Annotated in this window: 25 protein-coding genes; 6 read left to right on the forward strand and 19 right to left on the reverse strand. The window is 38.9% G+C overall.

Translation table 11 applies throughout. From position 1 onward, the window contains the following. Positions 1 to 55 precede the first annotated feature (55 nt). From GQR38_RS17430 to GQR38_RS17475, 10 genes are all read right to left on the reverse strand, one after another. Positions 56 to 2,362, reverse strand: coding sequence for a methyl-accepting chemotaxis protein (locus tag GQR38_RS17430; RefSeq protein WP_010554953.1), 2,307 nt, complete (start codon positions 2,360 to 2,362; stop codon positions 56 to 58). 45 nt (positions 2,363 to 2,407) lie between these two features. Next, complete coding sequence (locus tag GQR38_RS17435; protein WP_165722797.1) at positions 2,408 to 2,893, reverse strand: chemotaxis protein CheW; 486 nt, start codon at positions 2,891 to 2,893, stop codon at positions 2,408 to 2,410. Beyond that, entirely contained in the window at positions 2,890 to 4,980 is a 2,091-nt protein-coding gene (locus tag GQR38_RS17440) for a chemotaxis protein CheA (protein WP_007584958.1), read from the reverse strand. The genes GQR38_RS17435 and GQR38_RS17440 overlap by 4 nt, the downstream gene beginning before the upstream one ends. A 10-nt stretch (positions 4,981 to 4,990) precedes the next feature. Then, the gene (locus GQR38_RS17445; protein WP_007584956.1) at positions 4,991 to 5,353 is read right to left on the reverse strand and encodes a response regulator; all 363 of its coding nucleotides are present in this window, start codon (positions 5,351 to 5,353) and stop codon (positions 4,991 to 4,993) included. Positions 5,354 to 5,361: 8 nt separating this feature from the next. Then, positions 5,362 to 5,634, reverse strand: a complete 273-nt coding sequence (locus tag GQR38_RS17450) for an STAS domain-containing protein (RefSeq protein ID WP_002959595.1) — start codon at positions 5,632 to 5,634, stop codon at positions 5,362 to 5,364. A gap of 152 nt (positions 5,635 to 5,786) precedes the next feature. After that, the gene (locus GQR38_RS17455; RefSeq protein WP_101163186.1) at positions 5,787 to 6,404 is read right to left on the reverse strand and encodes an SCO family protein; all 618 of its coding nucleotides are present in this window, start codon (positions 6,402 to 6,404) and stop codon (positions 5,787 to 5,789) included. Further along, the gene (gene cyoE, locus GQR38_RS17460; protein WP_002959598.1) at positions 6,401 to 7,330 is read right to left on the reverse strand and encodes a heme o synthase; all 930 of its coding nucleotides are present in this window, start codon (positions 7,328 to 7,330) and stop codon (positions 6,401 to 6,403) included. The genes GQR38_RS17455 and cyoE overlap by 4 nt, the downstream gene beginning before the upstream one ends. A 12-nt stretch (positions 7,331 to 7,342) precedes the next feature. Next, a complete protein-coding gene (locus GQR38_RS17465; RefSeq protein ID WP_007584952.1) occupies positions 7,343 to 8,332 on the reverse strand; it encodes a COX15/CtaA family protein in 990 nt (329 codons plus the stop codon). 28 nt (positions 8,333 to 8,360) lie between these two features. Further along, positions 8,361 to 8,855, reverse strand: a complete 495-nt coding sequence (locus GQR38_RS17470; RefSeq protein WP_101216094.1) for a transmembrane cytochrome oxidase associated protein — start codon at positions 8,853 to 8,855, stop codon at positions 8,361 to 8,363. Beyond that, complete coding sequence (locus GQR38_RS17475) at positions 8,845 to 9,585, reverse strand: SURF1 family protein (RefSeq protein ID WP_101216095.1); 741 nt, start codon at positions 9,583 to 9,585, stop codon at positions 8,845 to 8,847. Before GQR38_RS17475 ends, GQR38_RS17470 begins: the two co-directional genes overlap by 11 nt. Positions 9,586 to 9,599: 14 nt before the next feature. On the opposite strand from GQR38_RS17475, the gene GQR38_RS20710 reads away from it, so the two are divergent. Next, complete coding sequence (locus tag GQR38_RS20710; protein ID WP_076916441.1) at positions 9,600 to 9,908, forward strand: DUF2909 family protein; 309 nt, start codon at positions 9,600 to 9,602, stop codon at positions 9,906 to 9,908. Here the strand turns inward: GQR38_RS20710 and GQR38_RS17485 are convergent. From GQR38_RS17485 to lexA, 5 genes are all read right to left on the reverse strand, one after another. After that, on the reverse strand, positions 9,811 to 10,686 hold the full coding sequence (locus GQR38_RS17485) for a cytochrome c oxidase subunit 3 (RefSeq protein WP_024594298.1): 876 nt from the start codon (positions 10,684 to 10,686) through the stop codon (positions 9,811 to 9,813). The genes GQR38_RS20710 and GQR38_RS17485 overlap by 98 nt on opposite strands. 35 nt (positions 10,687 to 10,721) lie before the next feature. Continuing rightward, complete coding sequence (locus GQR38_RS17490; RefSeq protein WP_165722798.1) at positions 10,722 to 11,252, reverse strand: cytochrome c oxidase assembly protein; 531 nt, start codon at positions 11,250 to 11,252, stop codon at positions 10,722 to 10,724. Beyond that, the gene (gene ctaD, locus GQR38_RS17495; protein ID WP_007584944.1) at positions 11,252 to 12,844 is read right to left on the reverse strand and encodes a cytochrome c oxidase subunit I; all 1,593 of its coding nucleotides are present in this window, start codon (positions 12,842 to 12,844) and stop codon (positions 11,252 to 11,254) included. The genes GQR38_RS17490 and ctaD overlap by 1 nt, the downstream gene beginning before the upstream one ends. Continuing rightward, on the reverse strand, positions 12,844 to 13,986 hold the full coding sequence (gene coxB, locus GQR38_RS17500) for a cytochrome c oxidase subunit II (RefSeq protein WP_024591690.1): 1,143 nt from the start codon (positions 13,984 to 13,986) through the stop codon (positions 12,844 to 12,846). Before coxB ends, ctaD begins: the two co-directional genes overlap by 1 nt. 483 nt (positions 13,987 to 14,469) lie before the next feature. After that, complete coding sequence (gene lexA, locus GQR38_RS17505; RefSeq protein WP_024608686.1) at positions 14,470 to 15,087, reverse strand: transcriptional repressor LexA; 618 nt, start codon at positions 15,085 to 15,087, stop codon at positions 14,470 to 14,472. A 167-nt stretch (positions 15,088 to 15,254) separates the two neighbouring features. Between lexA and GQR38_RS17510 the strand changes: the two genes are divergently transcribed. Next, on the forward strand, positions 15,255 to 15,695 hold the full coding sequence (locus GQR38_RS17510) for a PaaI family thioesterase (RefSeq protein WP_007584940.1): 441 nt from the start codon (positions 15,255 to 15,257) through the stop codon (positions 15,693 to 15,695). Here GQR38_RS17510 and GQR38_RS17515 read toward each other — a convergent pair whose 3' ends face one another. After that, positions 15,696 to 16,076, reverse strand: a complete 381-nt coding sequence (locus GQR38_RS17515) for a hypothetical protein (protein WP_008138697.1) — start codon at positions 16,074 to 16,076, stop codon at positions 15,696 to 15,698. 313 nt (positions 16,077 to 16,389) lie between these two features. On the opposite strand from GQR38_RS17515, the gene GQR38_RS17520 reads away from it, so the two are divergent. Further along, entirely contained in the window at positions 16,390 to 17,115 is a 726-nt protein-coding gene (locus GQR38_RS17520; RefSeq protein WP_165722799.1) for a hypothetical protein, read from the forward strand. Between the two features lie 75 nt (positions 17,116 to 17,190). Here GQR38_RS17520 and GQR38_RS17525 read toward each other — a convergent pair whose 3' ends face one another. After that, positions 17,191 to 17,511: a chaperone modulator CbpM gene (locus GQR38_RS17525; RefSeq protein WP_007584937.1), complete on the reverse strand. Its 321-nt coding sequence runs from the start codon at positions 17,509 to 17,511 to the stop codon at positions 17,191 to 17,193. Further along, positions 17,511 to 18,479, reverse strand: a complete 969-nt coding sequence (locus GQR38_RS17530; RefSeq protein WP_007584935.1) for a DnaJ C-terminal domain-containing protein — start codon at positions 18,477 to 18,479, stop codon at positions 17,511 to 17,513. Before GQR38_RS17530 ends, GQR38_RS17525 begins: the two co-directional genes overlap by 1 nt. A gap of 231 nt (positions 18,480 to 18,710) precedes the next feature. Here GQR38_RS17530 and GQR38_RS17535 point away from each other — a divergent pair, with 231 nt between their 5' ends. The 3 genes from GQR38_RS17535 (at position 18,711) to GQR38_RS17545 (ending at position 21,439) form a co-directional block, all read left to right on the forward strand. Further along, positions 18,711 to 19,364, forward strand: coding sequence for an endonuclease (locus GQR38_RS17535; protein WP_165722800.1), 654 nt, complete (start codon positions 18,711 to 18,713; stop codon positions 19,362 to 19,364). 99 nt (positions 19,365 to 19,463) lie between these two features. Next, a complete protein-coding gene (locus tag GQR38_RS17540) occupies positions 19,464 to 21,068 on the forward strand; it encodes a S41 family peptidase (RefSeq protein WP_165722801.1) in 1,605 nt (534 codons plus the stop codon). Beyond that, positions 21,068 to 21,439 (forward strand): hypothetical protein, encoded by a 372-nt coding sequence (locus tag GQR38_RS17545; RefSeq protein WP_024591696.1) that lies wholly within the window; start codon positions 21,068 to 21,070, stop codon positions 21,437 to 21,439. Before GQR38_RS17540 ends, GQR38_RS17545 begins: the two co-directional genes overlap by 1 nt. Before the next feature lie 80 nt (positions 21,440 to 21,519). Here the strand turns inward: GQR38_RS17545 and hmpA are convergent, their stop codons facing one another. Then, positions 21,520 to 22,701, reverse strand: a complete 1,182-nt coding sequence (gene hmpA, locus GQR38_RS17550) for an NO-inducible flavohemoprotein (RefSeq protein ID WP_165722802.1) — start codon at positions 22,699 to 22,701, stop codon at positions 21,520 to 21,522. Between the last annotated feature and the right edge of the window lie 16 nt (positions 22,702 to 22,717).

The raw sequence follows: 22,717 nt of genomic DNA on the forward strand, positions 1-22,717 counted from the left end.
AAATAATACCTCGCTGTGATTATGTATTCAGCGAGGTGTATAAGAAGATTGGTTGTTAAAATTCTTCCCATTCATCAGCAGAGTCTACAAAGTTATCGCCTCTGGGTTTATTACTTACAAAACTGCTTTGCGACTTATGAGATAATTTAGGTGTGCGCATAGTCGGCGAAATCATCGCCATCTCTTGCTGACCTATTGAGAAAAAGTTGAGTAGTTGGCGCATCTCATTAGCTTGCTCAGCCATAGACTCGCCAGCGGCAGAGGCTTGCTCTACTAAGGCGGCATTTTGTTGCGTCATTTCGTCCATTTGTGAGATAGCGGTATTAACTTGTTCAATACCCGCACTTTGTTCTTCAGATGCCTCTGTAATATCAGAAATCATTTGCGTCACTCTTTGTACCGATACAACAATCTCTTTAAGTGTAGCGCCCGACTCATTAACTAATTGAGAGCCATCAGCTACTTTGCCTACACTATCTCTTATTAACTCTTTAATTTCTTTCGCTGCGCCTGCAGAGCGCTGTGCTAAATTACGCACTTCACCTGCAACAACCGCAAAGCCTCGACCTTGTTCACCAGCCCTTGCAGCCTCTACTGCAGCATTAAGCGCTAATAAGTTAGTTTGAAATGCTATTTCGTCAATGACACCAATAATATCTGCAATTTTCTTGCTCGACTCATTAATTGCCGACATGCTCGTAACTGCTCTATTTACAACCTCACCACCTTGAATCGCCTTTTCGCATGTTTCTTCTGCTAAATCGTTTGCCACTTTTGCGTTATCAGCATTTTGGCGAACGGTGCTAGTCATCTCTTCCATGCTCGACGCTGTTTCTTCAAGTGACGAGGCTTGCTCTTCTGTACGTTGGCTTAAATCAGCATTACCTTGAGAGATTTCCTCTGCACCACTGGCTACAAGCGTTGCCGATGAATTAATGCGATTAATCACTTCCGTTAACTTATCTGCCGTAGCATTAGCATCGCGTTTGAGTTTATCAAATGAGCCTTTATATTCTTTTTCAACTCGTTTTGATAAATCACCATTTGCCATCGCATCGAGCATACTGCCCGTGTCAGCAACTGCATCATCAACTATTTTAACTAAGCTATTTAGCCCTTGAGCCAAACGTAAAAAGAATCCTTCCTTGCCTTCTTCCGCGACTCTTGTATCTAATTCGCCATTACCTGCAGCGCTAATAAGTTCGGCTATTTCTTTTTCAAGCGCAACCTCATTGGTCCTATCTTCCCACTCAACAATGGTGCCTAAATGCTTTCCATCTTGGCTAATCCAAGGTGAAGCAATTAAGGTGAAAGTGACACCTGCTAAAAGTAATTCGGCTTTATGAGGCTTATCGAGATTTTTTAATAAATCGCGCTGATGATTAGGGTGCTTATGAAAATCATCAACACAGGTGCCAATTAAATTATCAACAGAAAAGCTTGGTAATACAGTTTGTAATTCTTTTTCGCGGACTTTTAGCATTTGCTGAACACGATCGTTCACAAATACTATATTAAGGTCTTCATCAGCAATCATTACATTAGCTTGGCAAACTTTAAGCGCATTTGCTAAATCGGCTGCTTTACGAGATGCTTTTTCAAGCTCTTTTTGTTCAGTAATATCAGATGCGTATTTAATCACTTTAAACGGCTTGCCGTTCATATCATAAATTGGGTTATAAGATGCTTGAATCCAAACCTCCTGACCCTGCTTCCCTATTCTTAAATATTCCCCTGAATCAAATTCACCGCGACCTAGTTTGGCCCAAAACTCTTTATATTCGATACTATTTGCATGTTCGGGTTCAATAAAAAGCCTATGGTGCTGACCTTTAATCTCGCTAAGTTGATAACCAAGTGCATTTAAAAAGTTATCATTGGCATCAATAATAGTGCCATCTAAATTAAACTCGATAACCGCTTGAGATTTACTTATAGCACTAATTTGCCCTGAAGCTTCTGCTGCTATTAACTTTTGCTCGGTCACGTCGGTGGCAAACTTAACTACTTTTAATACTTGCCCTTGCTCATCAACAATTGGGTTATAAGTTGCTTGGATCCATACCTCAGCTCCACCTTTTGCATTACGCTTAAACTCATCTGAGATAAACTCGCCATTACGCAGGCGTTGCCAAAAGTTCTTATAATCGTTGCCCTGAGCTTCATCTGGGTCAACAAACATAGAGTGATGCTGGCCTTGAACCTCTTCAAGGCGATAGCCCATCGCGTTTAGAAAATTCATATTTGCAGTAATTATTTTTCCGTTAGGTTCAAACTCAATCACCGCTAATGATTTATTCAATGCGTCTACAATTAAATCATTACTTGATTTTGACTGCTTTGGATTACTAAACCATCCCATGCTCATCACCACCTTTAAGTTTATTATTCATTTAGTTTCTGTTTGCTAAATATTCATTGTTTTTTGCAGGTCAATTAGCGCTACCATTTTTTCACCAACATTCACCAACCCAGCTACATATTCACAATTATTCGATTCAGATAAACTAGGAACCGCTTTCGCATCTTGCTCCGCAATACTGTAAACATCAGAAACGGCATCAACAGCAATACCTATAATTTTACTACCTAGTTCAAATTCTATTTTGACAACGATAACCACCGTTAATGGCCCATAGTCGACACTTGGTAATCCAAATCGCAACCGTAAATCAATAATTGGCACTATTGTTCCACGTAAATTAATAACGCCTTTTACAAATTCAGGCGCATTGGGCAGTACTGTAATTTCTTCCCAACTGCGAATTTCTTGTACTGTTAAAATATCAACGCCGTATTCTTCATCAGCCATAATAAAAGTTAAAAACTGTTTTACACCTTGCTGTTGCTGAAGATTTAATTGATTACTTAACTGGCTTTGCTCTGAGCTCATAACGCCTCCAAAGTGGCTTGCGTTTCAATAGTTAGTTCTTGGCTACCTGGTTTTTTTAAACCTGAGAGCTTTATTAAGCCGCTAATGTCCACAATCAGCGATACACGCCCATCGCCTAAGATAGTGGCTCCCGATACGCCATCAACTTTATGATAGTTAGCCTCTAAACTTTTAATAACAACCTGTTGTTGAGACAGTAAATCATCAACTAATAAACCCACCTTTTGGTTATCTGTTTCTACAACAACAAGCAGCGTTTTATCGAGTGATTCAATGGCATTTTTATGATTAAAAATATCGTAGAGCCTTAAAATAGGAATGTATTCGTCCCGAAGCCTCAATACATCAAGGTTTTTACCCACTCGACTCACTTTAGCAATATCAATTTGCAGAGATTCCACAATAGAAATGAGCGGGATAATATAAGTATGCTGAGCCACCTTAACTAATTGCCCATCTAAAATAGCGAGAGTAAGTGGTAATCTAATAGTAAACGTAGAACCAACACCGGGCGCTGAGGTTACTTCCACTGAGCCATTTAATGATTGAATATTTCGCTTAACTACATCCATCCCAACTCCACGACCAGATAAGTCACTTACCTCATCCACTGTCGAAAAGCCGGGCATAAAAATAAGCTCATTTATTTCATCGTCACTGAGATGGTTATCAGCTGAGATTAATTCGTTAGCGATGGCTTTTTCTTTTATTTTTTTTGTATTTAACCCCTGCCCATCATCCATTATTTCAATAACAATGTTTCCACCCTGATGAAATGCATTTAAGGTTACTGTGCCAACGGGATCTTTACCTGCCGCCAGTCTTTGCTCAACAGTCTCTAATCCATGATCAAGTGAGTTCCTCACTAAATGCACCATAGGATCGGATATTTTTTCCATTACTGTTTTATCAAGCTCGGTTTGCTCTCCAATCAACTTTAGCTCAACTTGCTTATTTAGTTTTTGCGCTATATCTCGCACTAATCGAGGAAAACGACTAAATACAAAGTTTATTGGCAGCATACGAATGCGCATCACATTTTCTTGTAAATCACGCGTATTATGGGCAAGTTGCGCTAGACCTTCTTGTAGTAAAGTGATTGTGGCTGGTGTGATTTCTTGTTCGCTAAGCTGATTGAGCATCGCTTGTGTAATAACAAGTTCACCTACCATATTTATTAACGAATCAACTTTATCAATACCAACTCGAATGGAGGTAGACTCTGGTGTACTTGCAGGTTTTTTATCTTTATTAGCAGCGGGTTGCTTTGGCTTACTAGGTAGCTCAGCTACTTTTATTAAATCGGATGTTTCAAGCTCAACAGCTTTAGATATCTCACCTTGATTAGGTTGTATTTGCTCATCATTGCCAAATAAGCCTCCGCATAATTCAATTTTTATGTCGGCATCGTCTTCTACCCATTCAAATACTTCTTTTATGGCTTTTTCATCATGGCTAGTATCTAAAAAAAAGCGCCAATGTAAAAAGCATTCATCACTACTTAAATCGGTGATTTCTGGAACTTCATCGTAAAATACTGTGGTTTCTAACTCACCTAGCTCTTCAAGCTCACTGATCATATACAGTGGCTCGTTTCCTGTTTTAAATAAATGATGATGGGGTTTAAAGTCTATTTGATAGGTGTTACTACTTGTTTGCTCTTCACAGCTTTGAGGTTTATTTTCTTGTGTTTCGTTTTTCATTCCAAGTACATGTTCAAATTGTACTTTTAACAAATCTGCCTCGGTTAAATCTGGCTCTTGCTCACCTTGAAGTGCAGCAAGTAAAGCGCGCAAGCAATCCACAGCTTTGAGTAATAAATTGACATGCTCGGTACTAAGCTCTCGTTCACCTTGGCGAATTTGATCCAGTAGTGTTTCAAGTACATGAGTAAAGTCAGCAACGGAGCTAAAACCAAAAGTGCCACTGCCTCCTTTTATTGAGTGAGCAGCTCTAAAAATAGTGTTGATAGTTTCTAAATCTTCCTCACCTGGCACTAAGTTTAATAACTCAGCCTCCATGGTATCTAGGCCTTCAAAACTCTCTTCAAAGAAAACTTCAAAAAATTGACTTAAATCTATACTCACACTGCGCTCCTTAGCGAATAACTTTTTTAATTACCGCTAGTAGCTGATCGGGATTAAATGGTTTTACAATCCAACCTGTTGCACCAGCAGCTTTACCCTCTATCTTTTTTTCTAAGCCCGACTCTGTAGTAAGCATCAGTAGTGGTGTAAATTTATAACTAGGTAAAGTACGCAGCTCTCGTATTAATGTAATTCCATCCATTATTGGCATGTTTACATCTGAGATCACGGCATCAAAGTCTTGTTGCTTGGCAATAGCGAGAGCTTCACTGCCATCCTTAGCTTCGGTTACATCAAACCCGGCCGTTTTTAATGTAAAGCTCACCATTTGACGCATCGATGCTGAATCATCAACCGCTAAAATTCTTTTCATATATACCCCTAACTTTTACTTTCGGTTGTTAAGTATTGGCTTAAGCCAAGTTTATTAATTGTATGCGTTAAGGCCTCGCTACTGCCTACCCATATTATTTTGTGCTGTATAGTAAGTAGGTGTTTTTGTAAGGCGCATAAAAGTTGAATTGAGGCAGTATCAGCAGAAATCACATCGTTAATATCAAGACAGATATCATCGTTGCTATTGAGTTCGTGTAGTAAGTCTTGATGTAGTGTTTCAACTTGCGTAATAGCAAGTTCGCTCGGAAGTTTTAGCATTTAGTAAGTGCATTCCCTGTCAATTCAATTCATAACAAAAGCTTAGCCCTAGTTATTAAAATTGCCATAAAATGCTTAATTAAATTTAACCTGTCGTTAAAATACAAAAAAAGGAGCCTAAAGCTCCTTTAAAATTGGTAAAAAGTAAAAAACTAGTTTTTATAGTAATCAGCTATTTTTTTAAACTCTTCAGTTAAAGTCGTCGCATTAATTAATGGCACACTACCTTGTTTAAATTCTGGTTTAAAAATAGCTCTAACGGCTCCATTTTGATCAACCATAGCGACCGAGGCACTATGATCAACAGCATATTCTGATTCACTACTATCGCTAATGGCGTAAATTAAACCAAGCTCTCGAACAACAGGAAAAAGGTGTTTATGCTCTCCCGACACAGCTAAAAAGTCTGGGTTAAAGTAATCTATATATTGCTTTCGTTTAGCTGGTGTATCGCGTTTTGGATCAACCGATAAAAACCAAACTTGTAGCGGATAATCTGCTTGTAAGTTTTTATAAACAGCATTTAACTTAGCAAGTGTTAATGGACAAATATCTGGGCAGCTTGTGTAGCCTAAAAATACTAAATTCCACTGTCCTAAAAATTGTTGCTTAGTTACTAATTCGCCGCGCTGATCGTTTAGCGTAAAATCAGACAGTGGCTTTGCATTTTCGTAAACTAATGCATCTACATCTGGTGGACTATTTTCATTTGAACATGCTGATAAAAACGAAACTAAAATAACAATTAATCCAAGCCATAACTGCTTCATAAAGGGAGCCATTTATCTATAAATAAGATTACAAAGAGTACCATTAAATGAATAATCGAAAAACGAAATAAGTCCATTGCAGTCTCATCATTTCCAGCAATTTTTAAATTGACCGCCTTATATATAAACACGGCATTTAATACACATGCACCTATCAAATAGATTAATCCAGACATACCGATTAAATAAGGTAATACGCAAACAACAGCGAGTAAAACAGAGTAAGCAACGACGCACGTTTTACAAAAATCGATACCATGGGTTACTGGTAACATAGGGATTTTAGCGCGTTCATAATCACTTTTTCGTGCTATAGCCAGCGCCCAAAAGTGTGGTGGGGTCCAGGTAAATATTATCATTACGAGTAACCAAGGGGCTGCTGCCATTTGGTTTGTTTCTGACACCCAACCTAATAATGGAGGCATTGCGCCAGCCAACCCACCTATAACAATATTTTGCGGCGTTGCACGCTTTAAAAATGATGTATAAACAAATGCATAACCTACCAATGCAAATAACGTTAATATAGCGGTTAAGGTATTAGCCCACACCATCAGCATAATAAAACCAGCAACCCCAATAACAGCTGCAAAACTAAGCGCATGTGTTTTACTTAAACGCCCTTTAGCCACAGGGCGATGACGAGTCCGCGCCATTTTTGAGTCTATCTCGCTATCAACCACATGATTAATAACCGCTGCAGCAGCAGAAAGTAGCCCTATACCTAACAAGCTAATAAACTGTACGACCATACCGCGCCCTACATCGGGAGCCAGCGCTAAACCAACCCAAGCTGTTAGCACCAGCATAGCTACCACTTTAAATTTACTAATTGCTAAGTAGTCTTGCAGCAAACTATGTGTACGCGAAATTAGCGATTGAGTATTAACGGGTAGCAGTATTTTTTTATCAATTATAAGTGCCATCATATTTCCCCTTTATGTGCGTGATTTTAGGTAATAACACAACCTAACCATGCTTAATAACAGTATGGCTGCCATCAAGTTATGCGCCAGTGCAACTCCCAACGGAATATGCCAATGTACTAAAATAAGTCCTAAGCTAATTTGGCAAAGCAGAACAAGTAATACACTCACAACGCAATTTTTAATTTTTTTAGAGTACGCTTGGCTGTATATTTTCCACATAATTAACGCCAGAACAATGCAAGTAACGAGTGCCCAAATGCGATGTAATAAATGAATAGACATACGCGCTTGCTGCGATAACACACCAAACTCATAATTACTGTGCTCAAGTGGTAATTGAAATACGCTACTCAATGAAAACGGTTGTGCGTAATTACACAATGGCAAACCACTACAATGTGGAGCGGCGTAATTTGCAGCCAGCCAACCACCAAGTGCAATTTGGATAATTAATACACTGAGCGCTACTAAACTTAAACCGAAATAGCGTTTTGCGCCGCTATCGCCACCCATAATAGGTTTTGCGGTTAGCCGTAAATATAAAAGCGTTATAAGTGACAAAATACTAAAGCCACCTAATAAGTGGCCCATTACAATAAGCGGCTGAAGGTTCATGGTTACTGTCCACATACCAAGGGCAGCCTGAAACACCACTAGTAGAAGTAAAGCCAAAGGCAATTTAACTGGCGTAGTTGGATATTGGCGTTTTAAAAAAGCCAACACAAATAAACCTAAAATAAGTAAGCCTAAAGCACCTGCAAAGTAGCGATGAATCATTTCTTTCCACGCTTTTGCGGTTTCGAACATCATATCGGGGTAGCTTTGAGTTGCTAAGGCTATGTCAGCCTCATGCTTAGGTACCGTTAAAAAGCCATAACAACCAGGCCAATCGGGGCACCCTAAACCTGCATCACTTAAGCGGGTGTACGCACCTAAAGCAACTACAATCAAAGCGAGTAATCCTGTTATTAATACTAAGTTTTTATAATTTTTATACATCAGATACTCCAACTTAAGCTCAACTTAGTTAGCTAGAACGAGAATAGTTAAGTAATTTTTTTAGATCTTTTAATAACCCTTTTTGTACTAAACGGTTTTCTTGTGGCTCGACCTTAAAGGGATATTCAAGTACCACTAACCCCATATGATCAATTAAATACAAACTTGCAGGATTTAAACTCTGTTGCTCGGTAATAATTTTCCATGGTAGGTTTTTATTGTCGGGACTTCCCATTACAGCCATATCAACCTTGCCTTGGTTTTTACCAAGTGCCACATATAAATTATTAAGTGCATTGAGCTGTTCGCGGCATGGGGTGTTACATTCGTTTGAATAATTAAGAGCGATAGTCCATTGCTTGGGATTATTTTGCGGCCAATTTTTAAGTTTTATTTCTTGGCTTAAAAACTCGCCATTATTAGTAATTGCAGTAGGCAACCAATCAAACTTTAATGCGCCATATGCCAAAATTAATGGGATAGCGCAGCAGCCCACAAACAACACAAGGGGATTATTTTTCATTAAGTGTCCTTTTTTTACTCGCAAAAATAGCCACAACAGCACATGCAACAGCAATTAAAAACCATTGCACAGCGTAGGCATTATGCTTTTGAGGGCTCATAACAACTGCCTCATAATGAGGTGTTGCAATCTCATCACCAGTACCTTGTCTGTAAGCCATAAAATTAATTAATGATTGCTGGCTTTGAGTGCTCAGCATATTCAAGTCGATAGATTGGATTCTTGTAGGTAAGTCATTATTTGTAGTTTTATCTTCAAGCGTAAAGCTACTTAAGTTATTTTCTTTTATTTGCGCTTTAAGAATAAAAACACCTGTAGGCAGAGTAACCTTTGGCAGTGTATCTCTAGATATAGGCGCTTTTACCCATCCTAAATTAACTAAAATCACTTTTTCTTCGCTGTCTGGCTTTAGTAAAGCAAGTAAATCGTACCCTACTTGCCCGTTATAAACTTGATTATCTAAAAGCCAATATTGGCTTTGTACAAACCGCCCTTTTAACTCAACCAATACACCTGTTTTGTTCCAGCTATCAGGCAGGTTAAGTAATTGAGACCAACTCATCACACCCCGATTCTGTTGCTTAGCAATAGCGGTTAGTTGCTGCTGTTTTTGCTCACCTCGCTCCAACTGCCAAAATCCTAATCGCACACACACAAGTACAACAACCACAACCATACAAAGTGTGATTAGTGAACTAAGCTTTTGTTTGTGCCATAAAACTAACTGCATAAAGGGTCAACTCAGTGATTATTAAAATTATTATCGTACTGTTGTTAATATTTATACTTTTTAACTTATTTAGAGCATTGTTTATTATGGTGTCAGGGAAAACAGGGGGACGACCTATGTCTCACTTTTTAGGTCGTCGCGTATTGTTTTCGGTCGTTGTTTTAGTTGTTGTTATTGCAGCGCTTAAACTTGGTTTTATTAAAGCAAATAATTCGCCAATAAACGCTACAGCACATATACAAATACAAACAAACACAGCCACACCACATCAACAAAGTGCCAATACCAAGCAGCTGCTTGAAAAGCAAAATGCTTATCTTTAGTAAAGTGCCCTTTTAATATCCGTAAAAATATTACAAATAAAAGTACCGTTCCTAGCGTTACATGCATGCCATGAAAACCAGTCAATAAAAAAAACGTATTACCGTAAATACCCGCATCTAGCGTTAGGTTAAGGTCATTATATGCATGCATGTACTCCTCAACTTGCAGCCCTAAAAAGCAAACGCCCAATAAAATAGTAGCGCCTAAAAAAACTTTAAGTGGAGTGCGTTTATTGTTTTCCATCGCTACGTGGGCAAAATGTAAAGTAACTGAGGAAGTAAGCAGTATTAAGGTATTTATAAGCGGTAAGCCTTGCCAGCCCATAGCTTGAGTAGTTTCGCCAGCAGGTGTTGAAACTAGCGGCCAAACAGCTTCGAAAGTTGGCCATAAAACCTCGTTAGTCATTGCATTATTGCCTGCGCCTCCAAGCCAAGGTACCGACAATACGCGTGCATAAAAAAGCGCACCAAAAAAGGCCATAAAAAACATAACTTCAGAAAAAATAAACCAGCTCATACCTTGTCTAAAAGAGCGATCCATTTGTGCTGAGTACAAACCTTGGTCCGATTCATTAATTACATTTTTAAACCAGCTAAACAACATATACACAAGTACAGCAATACCGGCATAAAGCAGATAAACCCCGCTACCACCTTCTTTACCTACACTCATAACAGTCAAGCCTGCCCCTACTGCAATAAAAAACAATGCAACAGCACCTACAATAGGCCATGGGCTTTGCTCAGGTACGTAATAATGCTCATATTCTTGATTCATTTTATTTACTCCTAGTTTCACACTAGTTTAAAAAGCTAGTTGTTACTTGCCACCAGCTGTTCACTAATATCAAATACGGTATAAGATAAAGTTAATTCTTCAATATCGCTCGGCAGTACGGTATCAACATAAAAAAGTAATTTAAATTCAAGTTCTTCCCCTGCTTTTAGAGGTTGCTGATCAAAGCAAAAACAGGCTATTTTGTGTAAATACTTTGCCGCTTTACCTGGTGAGACTGATGGTACAGCCTGCATTACTTTATCTAGGTTGCTGTTATTTTTAGCACTAAACATTACTTCACGCATTGCACCGGGTTTTACCACTACACTGTATTCTTTTGATTTAACTTCAAACGGTGCACCACTTTGTGCGTGAGTAGTAAAGCTAACGCCGACTTCTCGGTTTTGTACTATTTGTGTACTTTGCTCTGCCTGCTCAAGCGAAGGTTTTCCATTAAGCCCTGTTACATCACAAAACACGTCATACAAAGGTACTAAAGCAAAGGCAAAGGCAAACATGCCTATGCAAATAAGTACCAAACGTTTGAGTAGCGGTGCGTGTGTCATTACTTAATTACCGGCGGCGTAGAAAAAGTATGATATGGCGCTGGAGAGTCAACTTCCCACTCAAGCCCTTCTGCCCCTTCCCATACTTTTGCAGGCACTTTATCACCGCCACGCGCGCATTTAATTACCACAGCTACAAACAACAATTGCGATAAACCAAAGGCAAATCCACCAATACTTATGATTGCGTTAAAGTCGGCAAATTGAAGTGCATAATCGGGAATTCGACGCGGCATACCGGCAAGCCCTACAAAATGCATAGGAAAAAACAATACGTTCACACTCACCAGCGATAGCCAAAAATGCCATTTAGCTAGCGTGATATTAAACATATTGCCCGTCCACTTGGGCAGCCAGTAATAGGCCCCCGCCATTATCGAAAATACAGCCCCTGTTACTAATACATAATGAAAATGCGCCACTACAAAATAAGTATCGTGGTACTGAAAGTCAGCAGGTGTAATTGCCAGCATCAACCCCGAAAAGCCACCTAAGGTAAACAGCACAATAAACGCAATACTAAAAAGCATTGGCACTTCAAAAGTTATTGAGCCTTTCCACATTGTGGCAACCCAATTAAATACTTTTACTCCTGTAGGTACCGATATAAGCATGGTCGCGTACATAAAAAACAACTCGCCAGCGACCGGCATCCCAGTGGTAAACATATGATGAGCCCATACAATAAAGCTCAATAGTGCTATGGAGGATGTGGCGTATACCATTGAGGCATAGCCAAAAAGTTTTTTACGAGAAAAGGTAGGTACTATTGTAGATATAATGCCAAAGGCAGGAAGAATCATTATGTATACTTCGGGATGACCAAAAAACCAAAAAATGTGTTGGAACATCACCGGGTCGCCACCGCCTGCGGCATCAAAAAAGCTGGTCGCAAAATACTTATCGGTAAGTACCATAGTGACAGCTCCTGCAAGCACTGGCATTACCGCTATTAATAAAAAGGCAGTAATTAACCACGTCCATACAAATAAGGGCAACTTCATCCATGTCATGCCTGGGGCACGTAAGTTCACTATAGTTACAATCACATTGATTGCGCCCATTATTGAGCTAATCCCCATAATATGTACGGCAAATACAAACAATGCAGTATTGTCATTACTGTATGTTGTAGACAGTGGTGCATAAAAAGTCCAGCCAAATGCAGGACCCCCACCAGGCATAAATAACGATGCCAATAGGATTAAAAACGCAAACGGTAAAATCCAAAAGCTCCAGTTATTCATTCTTGGCAATGCCATATCTGGCGCGCCAATCATGAGTGGTATCATCCAGTTAGCAAGGCCTGTAAAGGCCGGCATAACCGCACCAAACACCATAATTAAACCATGCACTGTGGTCATTTGATTAAAAAAGTGAGGATCGACCAACTGTAAACCTGGTTGAAATAATTCAGCTCTGATCACCATGGCCATTCCACCACCAATTAAGAACATGGTCAGCGAAAAAATTAAATATAAACTACCTATATCTTTATGATTAGTTGTGTAAAGCCAGCGTTTAAAACCTTTAGCTGGGTGATGAGCATGATGAGCTTCATTGGCGTTAGGTTGTTCTACTATGCTACTCATTAGTTCGCCTCCACTTTGGCATCAAGTGCAGCCTGTATTTGACTCGGTTGAATAACATCACCCGTATCATTACCCCACACATTACGTTTATAAGTAATAACCGCTGCTAATTGCTTTATAGATAACTGTTTGGCAAATGCTTGCATTGCCGTACCGGGTCGCCCATGGATAACTACATCAATGTGATCTTTTATATCGCCAAGCACTATAGGGCTGCCTTTAAGTGCAGGAAATACACCCGGTAACCCCATGCCAGTAGGCTGATGACATGCAGCACAATTGGCCATATATACTTGTTCGCCTAAAGTCATTAATTCTTCTTTTGGGAGGGTTTTATCAAGTAATGCGGCATCTGCTAATGCTGCTTTTTGTTTAGCTTGCTTTGCATCTGCAAGCCACGTTTTAAAATCAGCCTCAGATTTAGCGACCACCACAACGGGCATAAAGCCATGATCTTTACCACACAACTCAGCACATTGGCCTCGGTAAGTACCTTCTTCGTTTATGTTCGTCCATGTTTCGTTTATAAAGCCGGGATTCGCATCTTTTTTAACTGCAAAATCAGGTACCCACCAAGAGTGAATAACATCGTCAGAAGTCATTAAAAATCGTACTTTTTGATTTATTGGCAGTACGAGAGGTTTATCAACCTCAAGTAAGTAGTTAGGATTTTTATCTGCAAGATTCGCTATTTCATCTTGCGGGGTAGATAAAATAGAGTAGAACTCTACATCTTCACCCATATATTCATAATGCCATTTCCATTGCGAGCCTGTAATTTTAATAGTGAGATCAGCTTTGCTGGCATCTTCCATTGCAATTAGGGTTTTAGTGGCTGGTACTGCCATAGCAATTAAAATAACAAACGGGATTGCAGTCCAAAGTATTTCTACTTTAGTGCTTTCGTGAAATTGGGCAGGTACAGCCCCTTTAGATTTACGGTGATGAATAAGTGCCCAAAACATAATTGCGAACACTATCACCCCAATCACACAACATATTATAAATATGGTCATGTGCAGCTGATATACATTATTGCTTATATCGGTTACGCCTTTGCGCATATTGTATTGGCTGTTAGCCAAAACTGGGTGCGAAAAAACACATAATATAAGCCACAAGGTAGAGGTCAGTTTACCCATGTGACGGCTCCTTTGATGCTATTGCGAATGCAAAGCGAAGAGGCATACGGCTTAAACGCCAATTCGTTATTTTTATTTTTTTAGTCAATCTCATTTAATATTGATTGGTTTTGCTGCGCCAACAACGGGTTTGTGTATATTGTGTGTTCTCAAAACTAAAAAGCTGTGAGTTATTATTAGCTCAGCACATTAATAATTAGCTAAAAAATGAACAACAAGCAAGTTTTAGTATAAAAAACAATCAGGTGATATTGAGTAATTAATAAAAAATCAGTAACCAACTAGGTAACAGTAAGTTCAAAAGATGAGCAAAACAAAGGGGTTTAACGTATTCGGAGGGGGAAAATATAAGTGCAAAAAAGTTTACAGCTTAAATTGTCAGTGAGCTATTTATGCCCTATTTTTAGTGCGAATTTAAAACAAAAAATGCGTACTAATTAGTACGCATTTATAAAACTGCTTGTTTAAAAGCTATTTTTAAAGTCACATCCAATCAGCGTTTCTTATAACGCCAACGGCTAAGCCTTCAATATTAAAAGACTCATTCTCAAGATCTACTTCAATAGATTCAAAATCGTCGTTTTCAGCATGAAGTAATACTTTACGACCCGCTTTCTCAAGACGTTTTACAGTTACGTCTTCATCTAGGCGGGCAACAATAACTTGCCCGTTTTCAGCGGTTTGAGTACGATGTACAGCAAGTAAATCACCATCCATAATACCAATATCTTTCATGCTCATACCGTTAACGCGTAGTAAAAAATCTGCAGCCGGTTTAAACATTAATGGATCGATTTTGCAGTGACTTTCAACGTGCTCTTGCGCCAAAATAGGTGAACCAGCAGCAACACGCCCTATAAGCGGTAAACCTAATTGTTCTGGCTCTTCTTCTTCAATTAACTGAATACCACGGCTTGCACCTGGTTTCATTTTAATTGCGCCTTTTTTAGCAAGTGCTTTTAAATGTTCTTCAGCAGCATTGGCACTTTTAAAACCTAATGTTTGCGCTATTTCAGCACGTGTAGGAGGCATACCAGTGTCTTTAATAAAAACTTTAATTAGTTCGAGTATTTGAGCTTGGCGGTTCGTTAATGGTCGCATACAACTGGTTTTCCATACAGTACATTTAACTGTAAGTATATACAGTTAAATAAAAATCGCAAATTTAAATTAAGCCTTAAAATAGCCAAAGTAATTTCACTTGTGTACATTTTAGGGATATAACTAAAGCTAGATTTATAAATGATTAAAAAAGCAAAGGAGTCATTATGAGTATTTGGTACCAGCCCATCACTTTAGAGCTGTGCAAGCAGTTAGAACAAGGCATTGATGGCCAAGGAACATTAATGAAAACCATGGGAATAGAAGTCACTGAAATTGGTGATGATTACTTAGTAGCCACTATGCCGGCAATTCCTGAGCATCATAATCCAATGGGAATGGTTCACGGCGGTGCTAACGTTGTACTTGCCGAAACAGTTGCCAGCTATGCAGCTAACTTTGTTGTCGATTTTACAAAATTTTACTGCGTGGGGCAGGAAATTAGCGCAAGTCATTTAAAAGCATCTCGCAACGGCACTTTAACAGCAACGGCAAGAGCGTTTCATATTGGCAAACGTAGTTCAGTGTGGGAAATAAAAATTACAAATAGCCGCAATGAGCTGTGCTGCGTATCAAAAATGACCGCAGCAGTCGTAGAGCGAAGATAGTTACTTTTCGATTGGGTAAATTGTAATTTCCATACCCGCACCAATCGCAGATATACGTAGTAATGTATCTGCATCTAAGGCTTGATTAAAGCACTTAGGTGAAGTGCCTGATTCAAAACCAATATCAAACGTTCTACGTGAACAGCTTAACCATTGTTTTAGCGCGTTACGCGAACACGATTCAATAAGCTCACATATATGGTTTATTGCTTTGTCAGGCGTGTTTACTACACCTGTTGCTTCAATACGCGCTAATTGACGGTATTCGTCTTTGTCATAATGTAAAATCGTCGCGACTTTTTTCAAGTCTGCCACTAGCAAACTAATATCTTGCTTTGATTCAAGCTCAAGATCTACATTTAAAAATTGAATTTCCGACATCGTTTCGTATTTATCCTCTAATAATTTCATTGCAAACTTTAACGCAGTTTTACCGTTATACCAAATCAACTATGCTCTATTAACAACTTTATATAGATATTTCGCAGCTTTTAAGTATTTTTTAGCGTTTAAAGCTAGCTGGATATCAAACACTCAGCTCAATTAAACAAATAAGTCATGTTAGCAATTTAAGTGTAATCTTTTTTATTTTTAAATGATTACAGTAAGCTATAGTTTAAACTGCGACAAAATGTCGCAGTAACTAATCCCATTAATGTAATAAACTAGCCTCTAAAAATAATAAGACTAAAACATGAATAAAAAAATATTTAAGTATGCTCGCAAGTTACATAAATGGCTCGGTTATTTGCTCGCATTACAAATTTTAGCTTGGCTATTAGGTGGTTTAGTCATGAGCGCTATCCCTCTTGATAAAGTTCATGGGGAGCATCTTGCAACACGTACTCTTAATAACCCATTTACGCAGGCTGATTATGTTGCCTCCCTTGACGATATTGCATCTCAGGTGGTTAATCCAACACAAATAATTTTTGAGAACTTTTTAACCACACCTATAATTACAGTAATAAATAAAGATGAACAGCAAAGCTTTAACGGTATAACAGGCCGGCCTTTTGAGCCGCCAACTAAAATACAAATTACCGCAAATGCTAAAGCACACTTACTTATTGATGCTCAAGTGACAAGCGCTGTACTGCTAAAGCAAGGTATGCGAGAAGTTGGATATAAAACCAATGTTTGGCAGGTACAATTTGACGACACATTTAACACAACACTGTACTTGTCAGAAAATAACGGCAGAGTTGTCACCGTTCGCAGCACACTATGGCGAATTTTCGACTTTTTTTGGATGTTACATATTATGGATTACGATGAGCGAGAGGATTTTAATAATCCGCTGCTTATTAGTTTTGCAGCAACCAGCGTACTTTTTTGCCTAAGTGGAATATTACTACTTATGCAAAACATACGACTAAAACGATTTATCCGAATTAAAAGTAAGAATAAATCAAAGTAGTCATATTGGTTTTTAAGAACTAGCGCACTCTCACCAAAGAGTAAATAAGCCCTAGGAAGTACCCAAGGGCAGATTTTATTCCAAGTGTTTAAATCGACTCAAATGTCGCTTTAACATTTCGTTTTCGAAAATCAACTCATCACGCTCATCCAGCAATTGTAAAACTAAAGCTATTGCCGACCAATCTAACGAAAAGTCATGTTGAATACGGGCCGCTTTTTTAACTAAGGTCACTGCAGATACCGTAAATTGCCACTGCGTAACATGCTTCCCCTCAATTGGAACCGCAATATTGTGCTCAACTAGCTCATATAAAATTGCTTCGCTAATATCACTACTCAAACATAGCTCTTTGCTAGTAAGTAAATCATCTTTTTGTGTCACGATAATTTGCATTATGGCTTGCTCCAGTTATTACGGGGATCAAAGTGAGCTTTTTCGGCTAATTCTTCCCAAAGTTTTTTACTGGTATCATCAACAGATGTTGGATTAACAATTTTAAGCACAGCAAATAAATCACCTTTGGCTTTTTTACTCATTAATCCCTTACCTTTAATACGCAAGCGTTGACCAGACTGACTATTAGATGGAATAGTTAATTGGATTTTGCCTGCCAACGTAGGTAAATTTATTTTTGTACCAAGAGCCGCTTCCCATGGTGCAAGAGGGACGACTATATTTAGGTTATGACCTTCAACATCAAATAATGGGTGGGGCACTAAACTAATTTGTAAGTACAAGTCGCCATTTTGCCCGTTCGCTGACCCTAATCCGCCTTGCCCTTTTAGTCGAATTCGTTCGCCATTTACTGAACCTGCGGGAATTTTCACTTTAAGTGATTTTTTAATTTCAGAGACACGACCACTACTATCTCGCTGCGGTAACATAAACTCAACAGGCTTAACGGTATCAACTAAAGTCTCTTCAAGAAAAATCGGGAACTCTATTTCCACATCTTGTCCTTTTTGCGCGCGAGCGGCGTTACTTCTGCTCTGCCCGGAACGATTGAATCCACCGGCGCCGCCAAACATTGAATTAACAAAATCAGAAAACTCTTGATCGGTTTGAGGATCGCTTTGCTGATAATTACTTTGCGATGAGGCATTGTTACCACCATAATTACCTTGCTGTTGACGAGCACGATTTTGTTGATGACGACGTAACTCGTCGTATTTAGTGCGTTCTTCTTTGTTATGAATGACTTCGTAAGCTTCTGCTATTTCTTTAAACTTATCTTCTGCTTGAGGCTCTTTGCTTACATCTGGGTGATATTTTCTGGCTAATTTTTTATAAGCTACTTTAACCGCTTTATCGTCTGCATCAGGCGATATTCCGAGCACTGCATAATAATCAACAAATTTCATTTGCAATCCAAATCCCCATATTGAGTAAGCTTTAAGCATACTCCTTAACGTATAATCTTGTGTGGTTAAAATACGATAAATAGTAAGAAATAAATGAATAGTGAAAATAACTTTGAATAAAAAATTAATCGGACACTTCTTAGTAATATAAGTGCAGGCCTTAAGTTAACTTTATCTTTTATCTTCAAGGCTTTAAACTGCCTGTTCCTGTAGTTCACATTTGTGATGGATATGACTCGATTTATTCTGGCCTTACTGGCTTGTTGTGTGTGCGTTTCGGTATCAGCCGAACAATTTACCCATTTTTCAACGGCTAAAAGACATTTAATTAAAACCCTCCCTGACAACGCCAAAAGTATTTACTGCGGTTGTGATATTAAAAAAGAAGGCAAAAAACTCATTCCTGATCCTTCTAACTGTGGTTACATTCCTCGAAATACACTTACCCGCTCAGGCAAAGTAAATGTACGAGCACTACGTATTGAATGGGAACACATTGTTCCGGCGTGGGAATTTGGTCATCAGCTACAATGTTGGCAAGATGGCGGACGTAAAAACTGCCGTAAAGTAAGTGCTAAATTTAGAAAAATGGAAGCCGATATAAATAACTTAGCGCCAGCTATTGGCGAAATTAATGCCGATCGCTCTAATTATCGTTTTGGCATGCTTAGCGAAAACGCCACACAATATGGTCGTTGCGAAGTAAAAGTAAACTTTAAGCAACGTGTAGTTGAACCGCCTGTCTATGCACGTAAACGTATAGCCGACACTTACGCTTACATGCAAAAAACATACGGTTTAAAAATCTCTGATAAACAGCAAAAGTTATTTAATGCGTGGAAAAAGCAAGCATTTGCAGATACAAGTAGTGCGAGCAAGCTCTAAGCTTTAACACTCATTTACATAAATCAAAGTTATAAATGTTGAATAAACGAGCGAGTGCTGTAACATTTTAAACAACTTATTTACAGGAAGTTCTTAACTATGTTTAAAAATAATAAAACCTCGCTTGCTATTTTTGCAGTGCTTTCGGGCTTTGCTTTAACAGGTTGTGGCGGCGGAGGCGGTATCGACTCAGCTCCTGTAGTTACAACACCTGTTAATAGCAGCCCAACATGGACAGCGGGGGTATTTGAACCCTCTAACGATTTAAAAAACTTTTGCGAAACCCCTCGTACGGGTAACGATCCCTTTAATAACAACAACCCCTACCCAGATCAAGCGGGTTCTGCCCTTTATGAAAAGCTTTGGCTTCGCTCTTGGAGCGACGAAACATACCTTTGGTATGATGAGATTGCCGATAACGACCCTGAAAGCTTTACAACAGTAGCCGATTACTTCGCTCAATTAAAAACAGAGCAGCTTACCGACTCAGGTGCAAAAAAAGATAACTTTCATTTTTCAGAACCTACTGAAGATTACTTTCAAGAAGCGCAATCGGGCGTTACTTCTGGTTACGGTATAAATTGGGCGTTTATTGGCGATACAGCCGATCGTATTTTACGCGTTGCTTATCTTGAAGATGATTCGCCTGCAAGCCAAATAGGCTTTCAACGTGGTGATACTGTACTTTCAGTTGACGGTGTTAGCATTAATACCAATACAGAGTCGGGTGTAGATACGCTTAACGAAGGTTTATTTAGTCCTACTAACGGCGACTCACATACTATTGTTGTACGCAGTAACGATGGCGCCGAAAAAACATTTAATGTAACCGCTGGCAATATTGAACAAACACCTGTTCAAAATGTTAAAACGATTACAACCGCAAATGGTTCAAGCGTGGGTTACATGCAATTTAATAGCCATATAAGCATTGCCCAAGAAGGACTTATTGATGCGGTAAATAAGTTTAAAACCGATGGTATTGATGAGCTTGTAATCGACTTTAGATATAACGGTGGTGGTTTATTAGCACTGTCGGCACAATTAGCTTATATGGTTGCCGGTAATGCCAACGTTAACAACCGCTTTTATTATCAAACTCAACAAAACGATAAACAACCCGTTGATTCGCCCTTCCCATTTATTGATGAAGAAATAGATTACTCTACTTTTTTTAGCACAGGTGAAAACCTACCTGATTTAAACCTATCGAAGGTTTATGTATTAAGCACATCAGGCACCTGTTCGGCATCAGAAGCTTTTATTAATGGTTTAAAAGGTATAGACGCAGAAGTTATTTTAATTGGCGACACAACCTGCGGTAAGCCCTATGGCTTTACCCCAACTCATAACTGCGCAACAACCTATTACACTATTCAATTTAGTGGCGTAAATAGCAAAGGATTTGGCGAATACGCTGCGGGTTTTACACCAACCCCTACGCCACAATTTGATGCTGATGTTCAAGGTTGTGAAATTGAGGACGACTTTGATCATCAGTTAGGCGACAGTGACGAGGCCGTTTTAGCCACCGCATTATTTCATGTTGAAAATGGCAGTTGTCCAGTTAGAACGGCTGCTGCAAAAGCAGAGCCAGCTAATTTTTCAAGCTCTCGTGAATCTCTCATTCCTTTAAATATGCCTGAGCAATTTACCCAGCGTAATATGGACTTAACTTGGCCAACGCTGGGTGAGGAAAGGTAATGGCTAAATTATTACTCCCATTAGCCACCTTGCTCGCTTTAGGCGGATGCCAAAGTGTAAATAGTGAGCCTGCTAAACCCGCTATATTAACGAGCGTTAATCCCAGCGTTATTACAACACTACAACAGGCAATTCAACAAGCTAAGGGAGGCACATTAGTAACACTTGCCGATTCGGTATTTACTAAACGTAGCGAACTGCTAATTGATCATGCAATGAGTAAAGGGTCTGATGGCAGAGTAATTATGGGCGCGCATAATATAAAATCTGAGAAGTTTATTTTGCAACTACGTAATAACCAATGCGAGCTTTACTATCCTAAAAAAGAGCTTACTACAGTACTTGAAGGTGTTACCTGTAAAGAGTTATAAGGCACTTTATTAATGTTTATAAATTAATAAAAAAGGCGCGCAGCATATCGCTGCGCGCCTTTTTCTATTTTAAAGCGTTATTACAAGTCTTGATGCGGACCAAACACTTCATAATGAATCTGCTCGTTTTTAACACCTAACTCAAGTAACTGGTTTTTTATAAATGCCATAAAACCGGCAGGACCACATAAGTAAAAGTCGCCATTACTCAATGGTAGCTGTGCTTGTACTGCGTTTAGGTTCATTAACCCAGTAAAGTCAGCGCCCTCTGTCGCTTGATTAAACCAGGTCATTGTTTGCAAATGGTTATTTTTCGTTGCTAAATCATTTAAATATTTTGAAAACGAATGCTGCTGAGTATTTTCGCAGGCATGTAAATACATAATATTTTGATTAGAGTTATCGCTTAATAACGTTTCGAGCATTGCTAGCATTGGCGTTTGCCCAACACCTGCTGAAATGAGTACCGCTGGACTTGTATTATTACGTAAAAAGAAGTCTCCTGCCGGCGGGTATAGCTCAACAATAGTGCCCTGCTCTAATGAGTGTAAATAATTAGACACCATGCCAGGCTTTGGCTGTAGCTCTTTTTTAACACTAATACGGTAGTTTTTAGCGTTACTTTTTTGTGAAATAGAATACTGGCGAATTTCTTCATATTCAGCGCCCTCTGGCTTAACTTTAATACCTAAATACTGCCCTGGTTTATGTGTAATAACAGCTTCGCCATCAACTGGCGTAAGTGTAAAACTCGTTACTAGTTCTGATTCAGCCTGTTTGTTGGTTATTTCAAATTGGCGAGTTCCCGCCCAACCACCGTGTTTATTTTTACTGTGCTCATACAAAGCAGCTTCTTCGGTTATACAAATATCAGCAAGTACGCCGTAAGCTTCGCGCCAAGCGTATTCAACATCGGGAGTAAATTGCTCAGGAAGAAGCTCTTTAAGCGTACCAATTAAGTGTGCACCTACAATAGGGTAATGCTCAGGTAAAATATTCAAGCTTGTATGCTTATGATTAATACGTGTTAGCGCTTCTTTTAATACGGCTAAATTATCAATATTTTGTGCATACGCAGCCAATGCATTAAAAAGTGCAAATTGCTGACGACCTGTATCTTGATTCGCCATATTAAAAATATTTTTAAGCTCAGGATTATGGCTAAATAAACGCTTATAAAAATGATCGGTAACAACCGTACCCGCCTGCGCTAATAACGGAACTGTGCTTTTTACAATCTCAATGGTTTTATCAGATAACATATGTGTTTCCTATGGA

This window comes from Pseudoalteromonas sp. c7(2019), assembly GCF_011378625.1.
In the GTDB taxonomy this organism is placed as follows: domain Bacteria; phylum Pseudomonadota; class Gammaproteobacteria; order Enterobacterales; family Alteromonadaceae; genus Pseudoalteromonas; species Pseudoalteromonas arctica.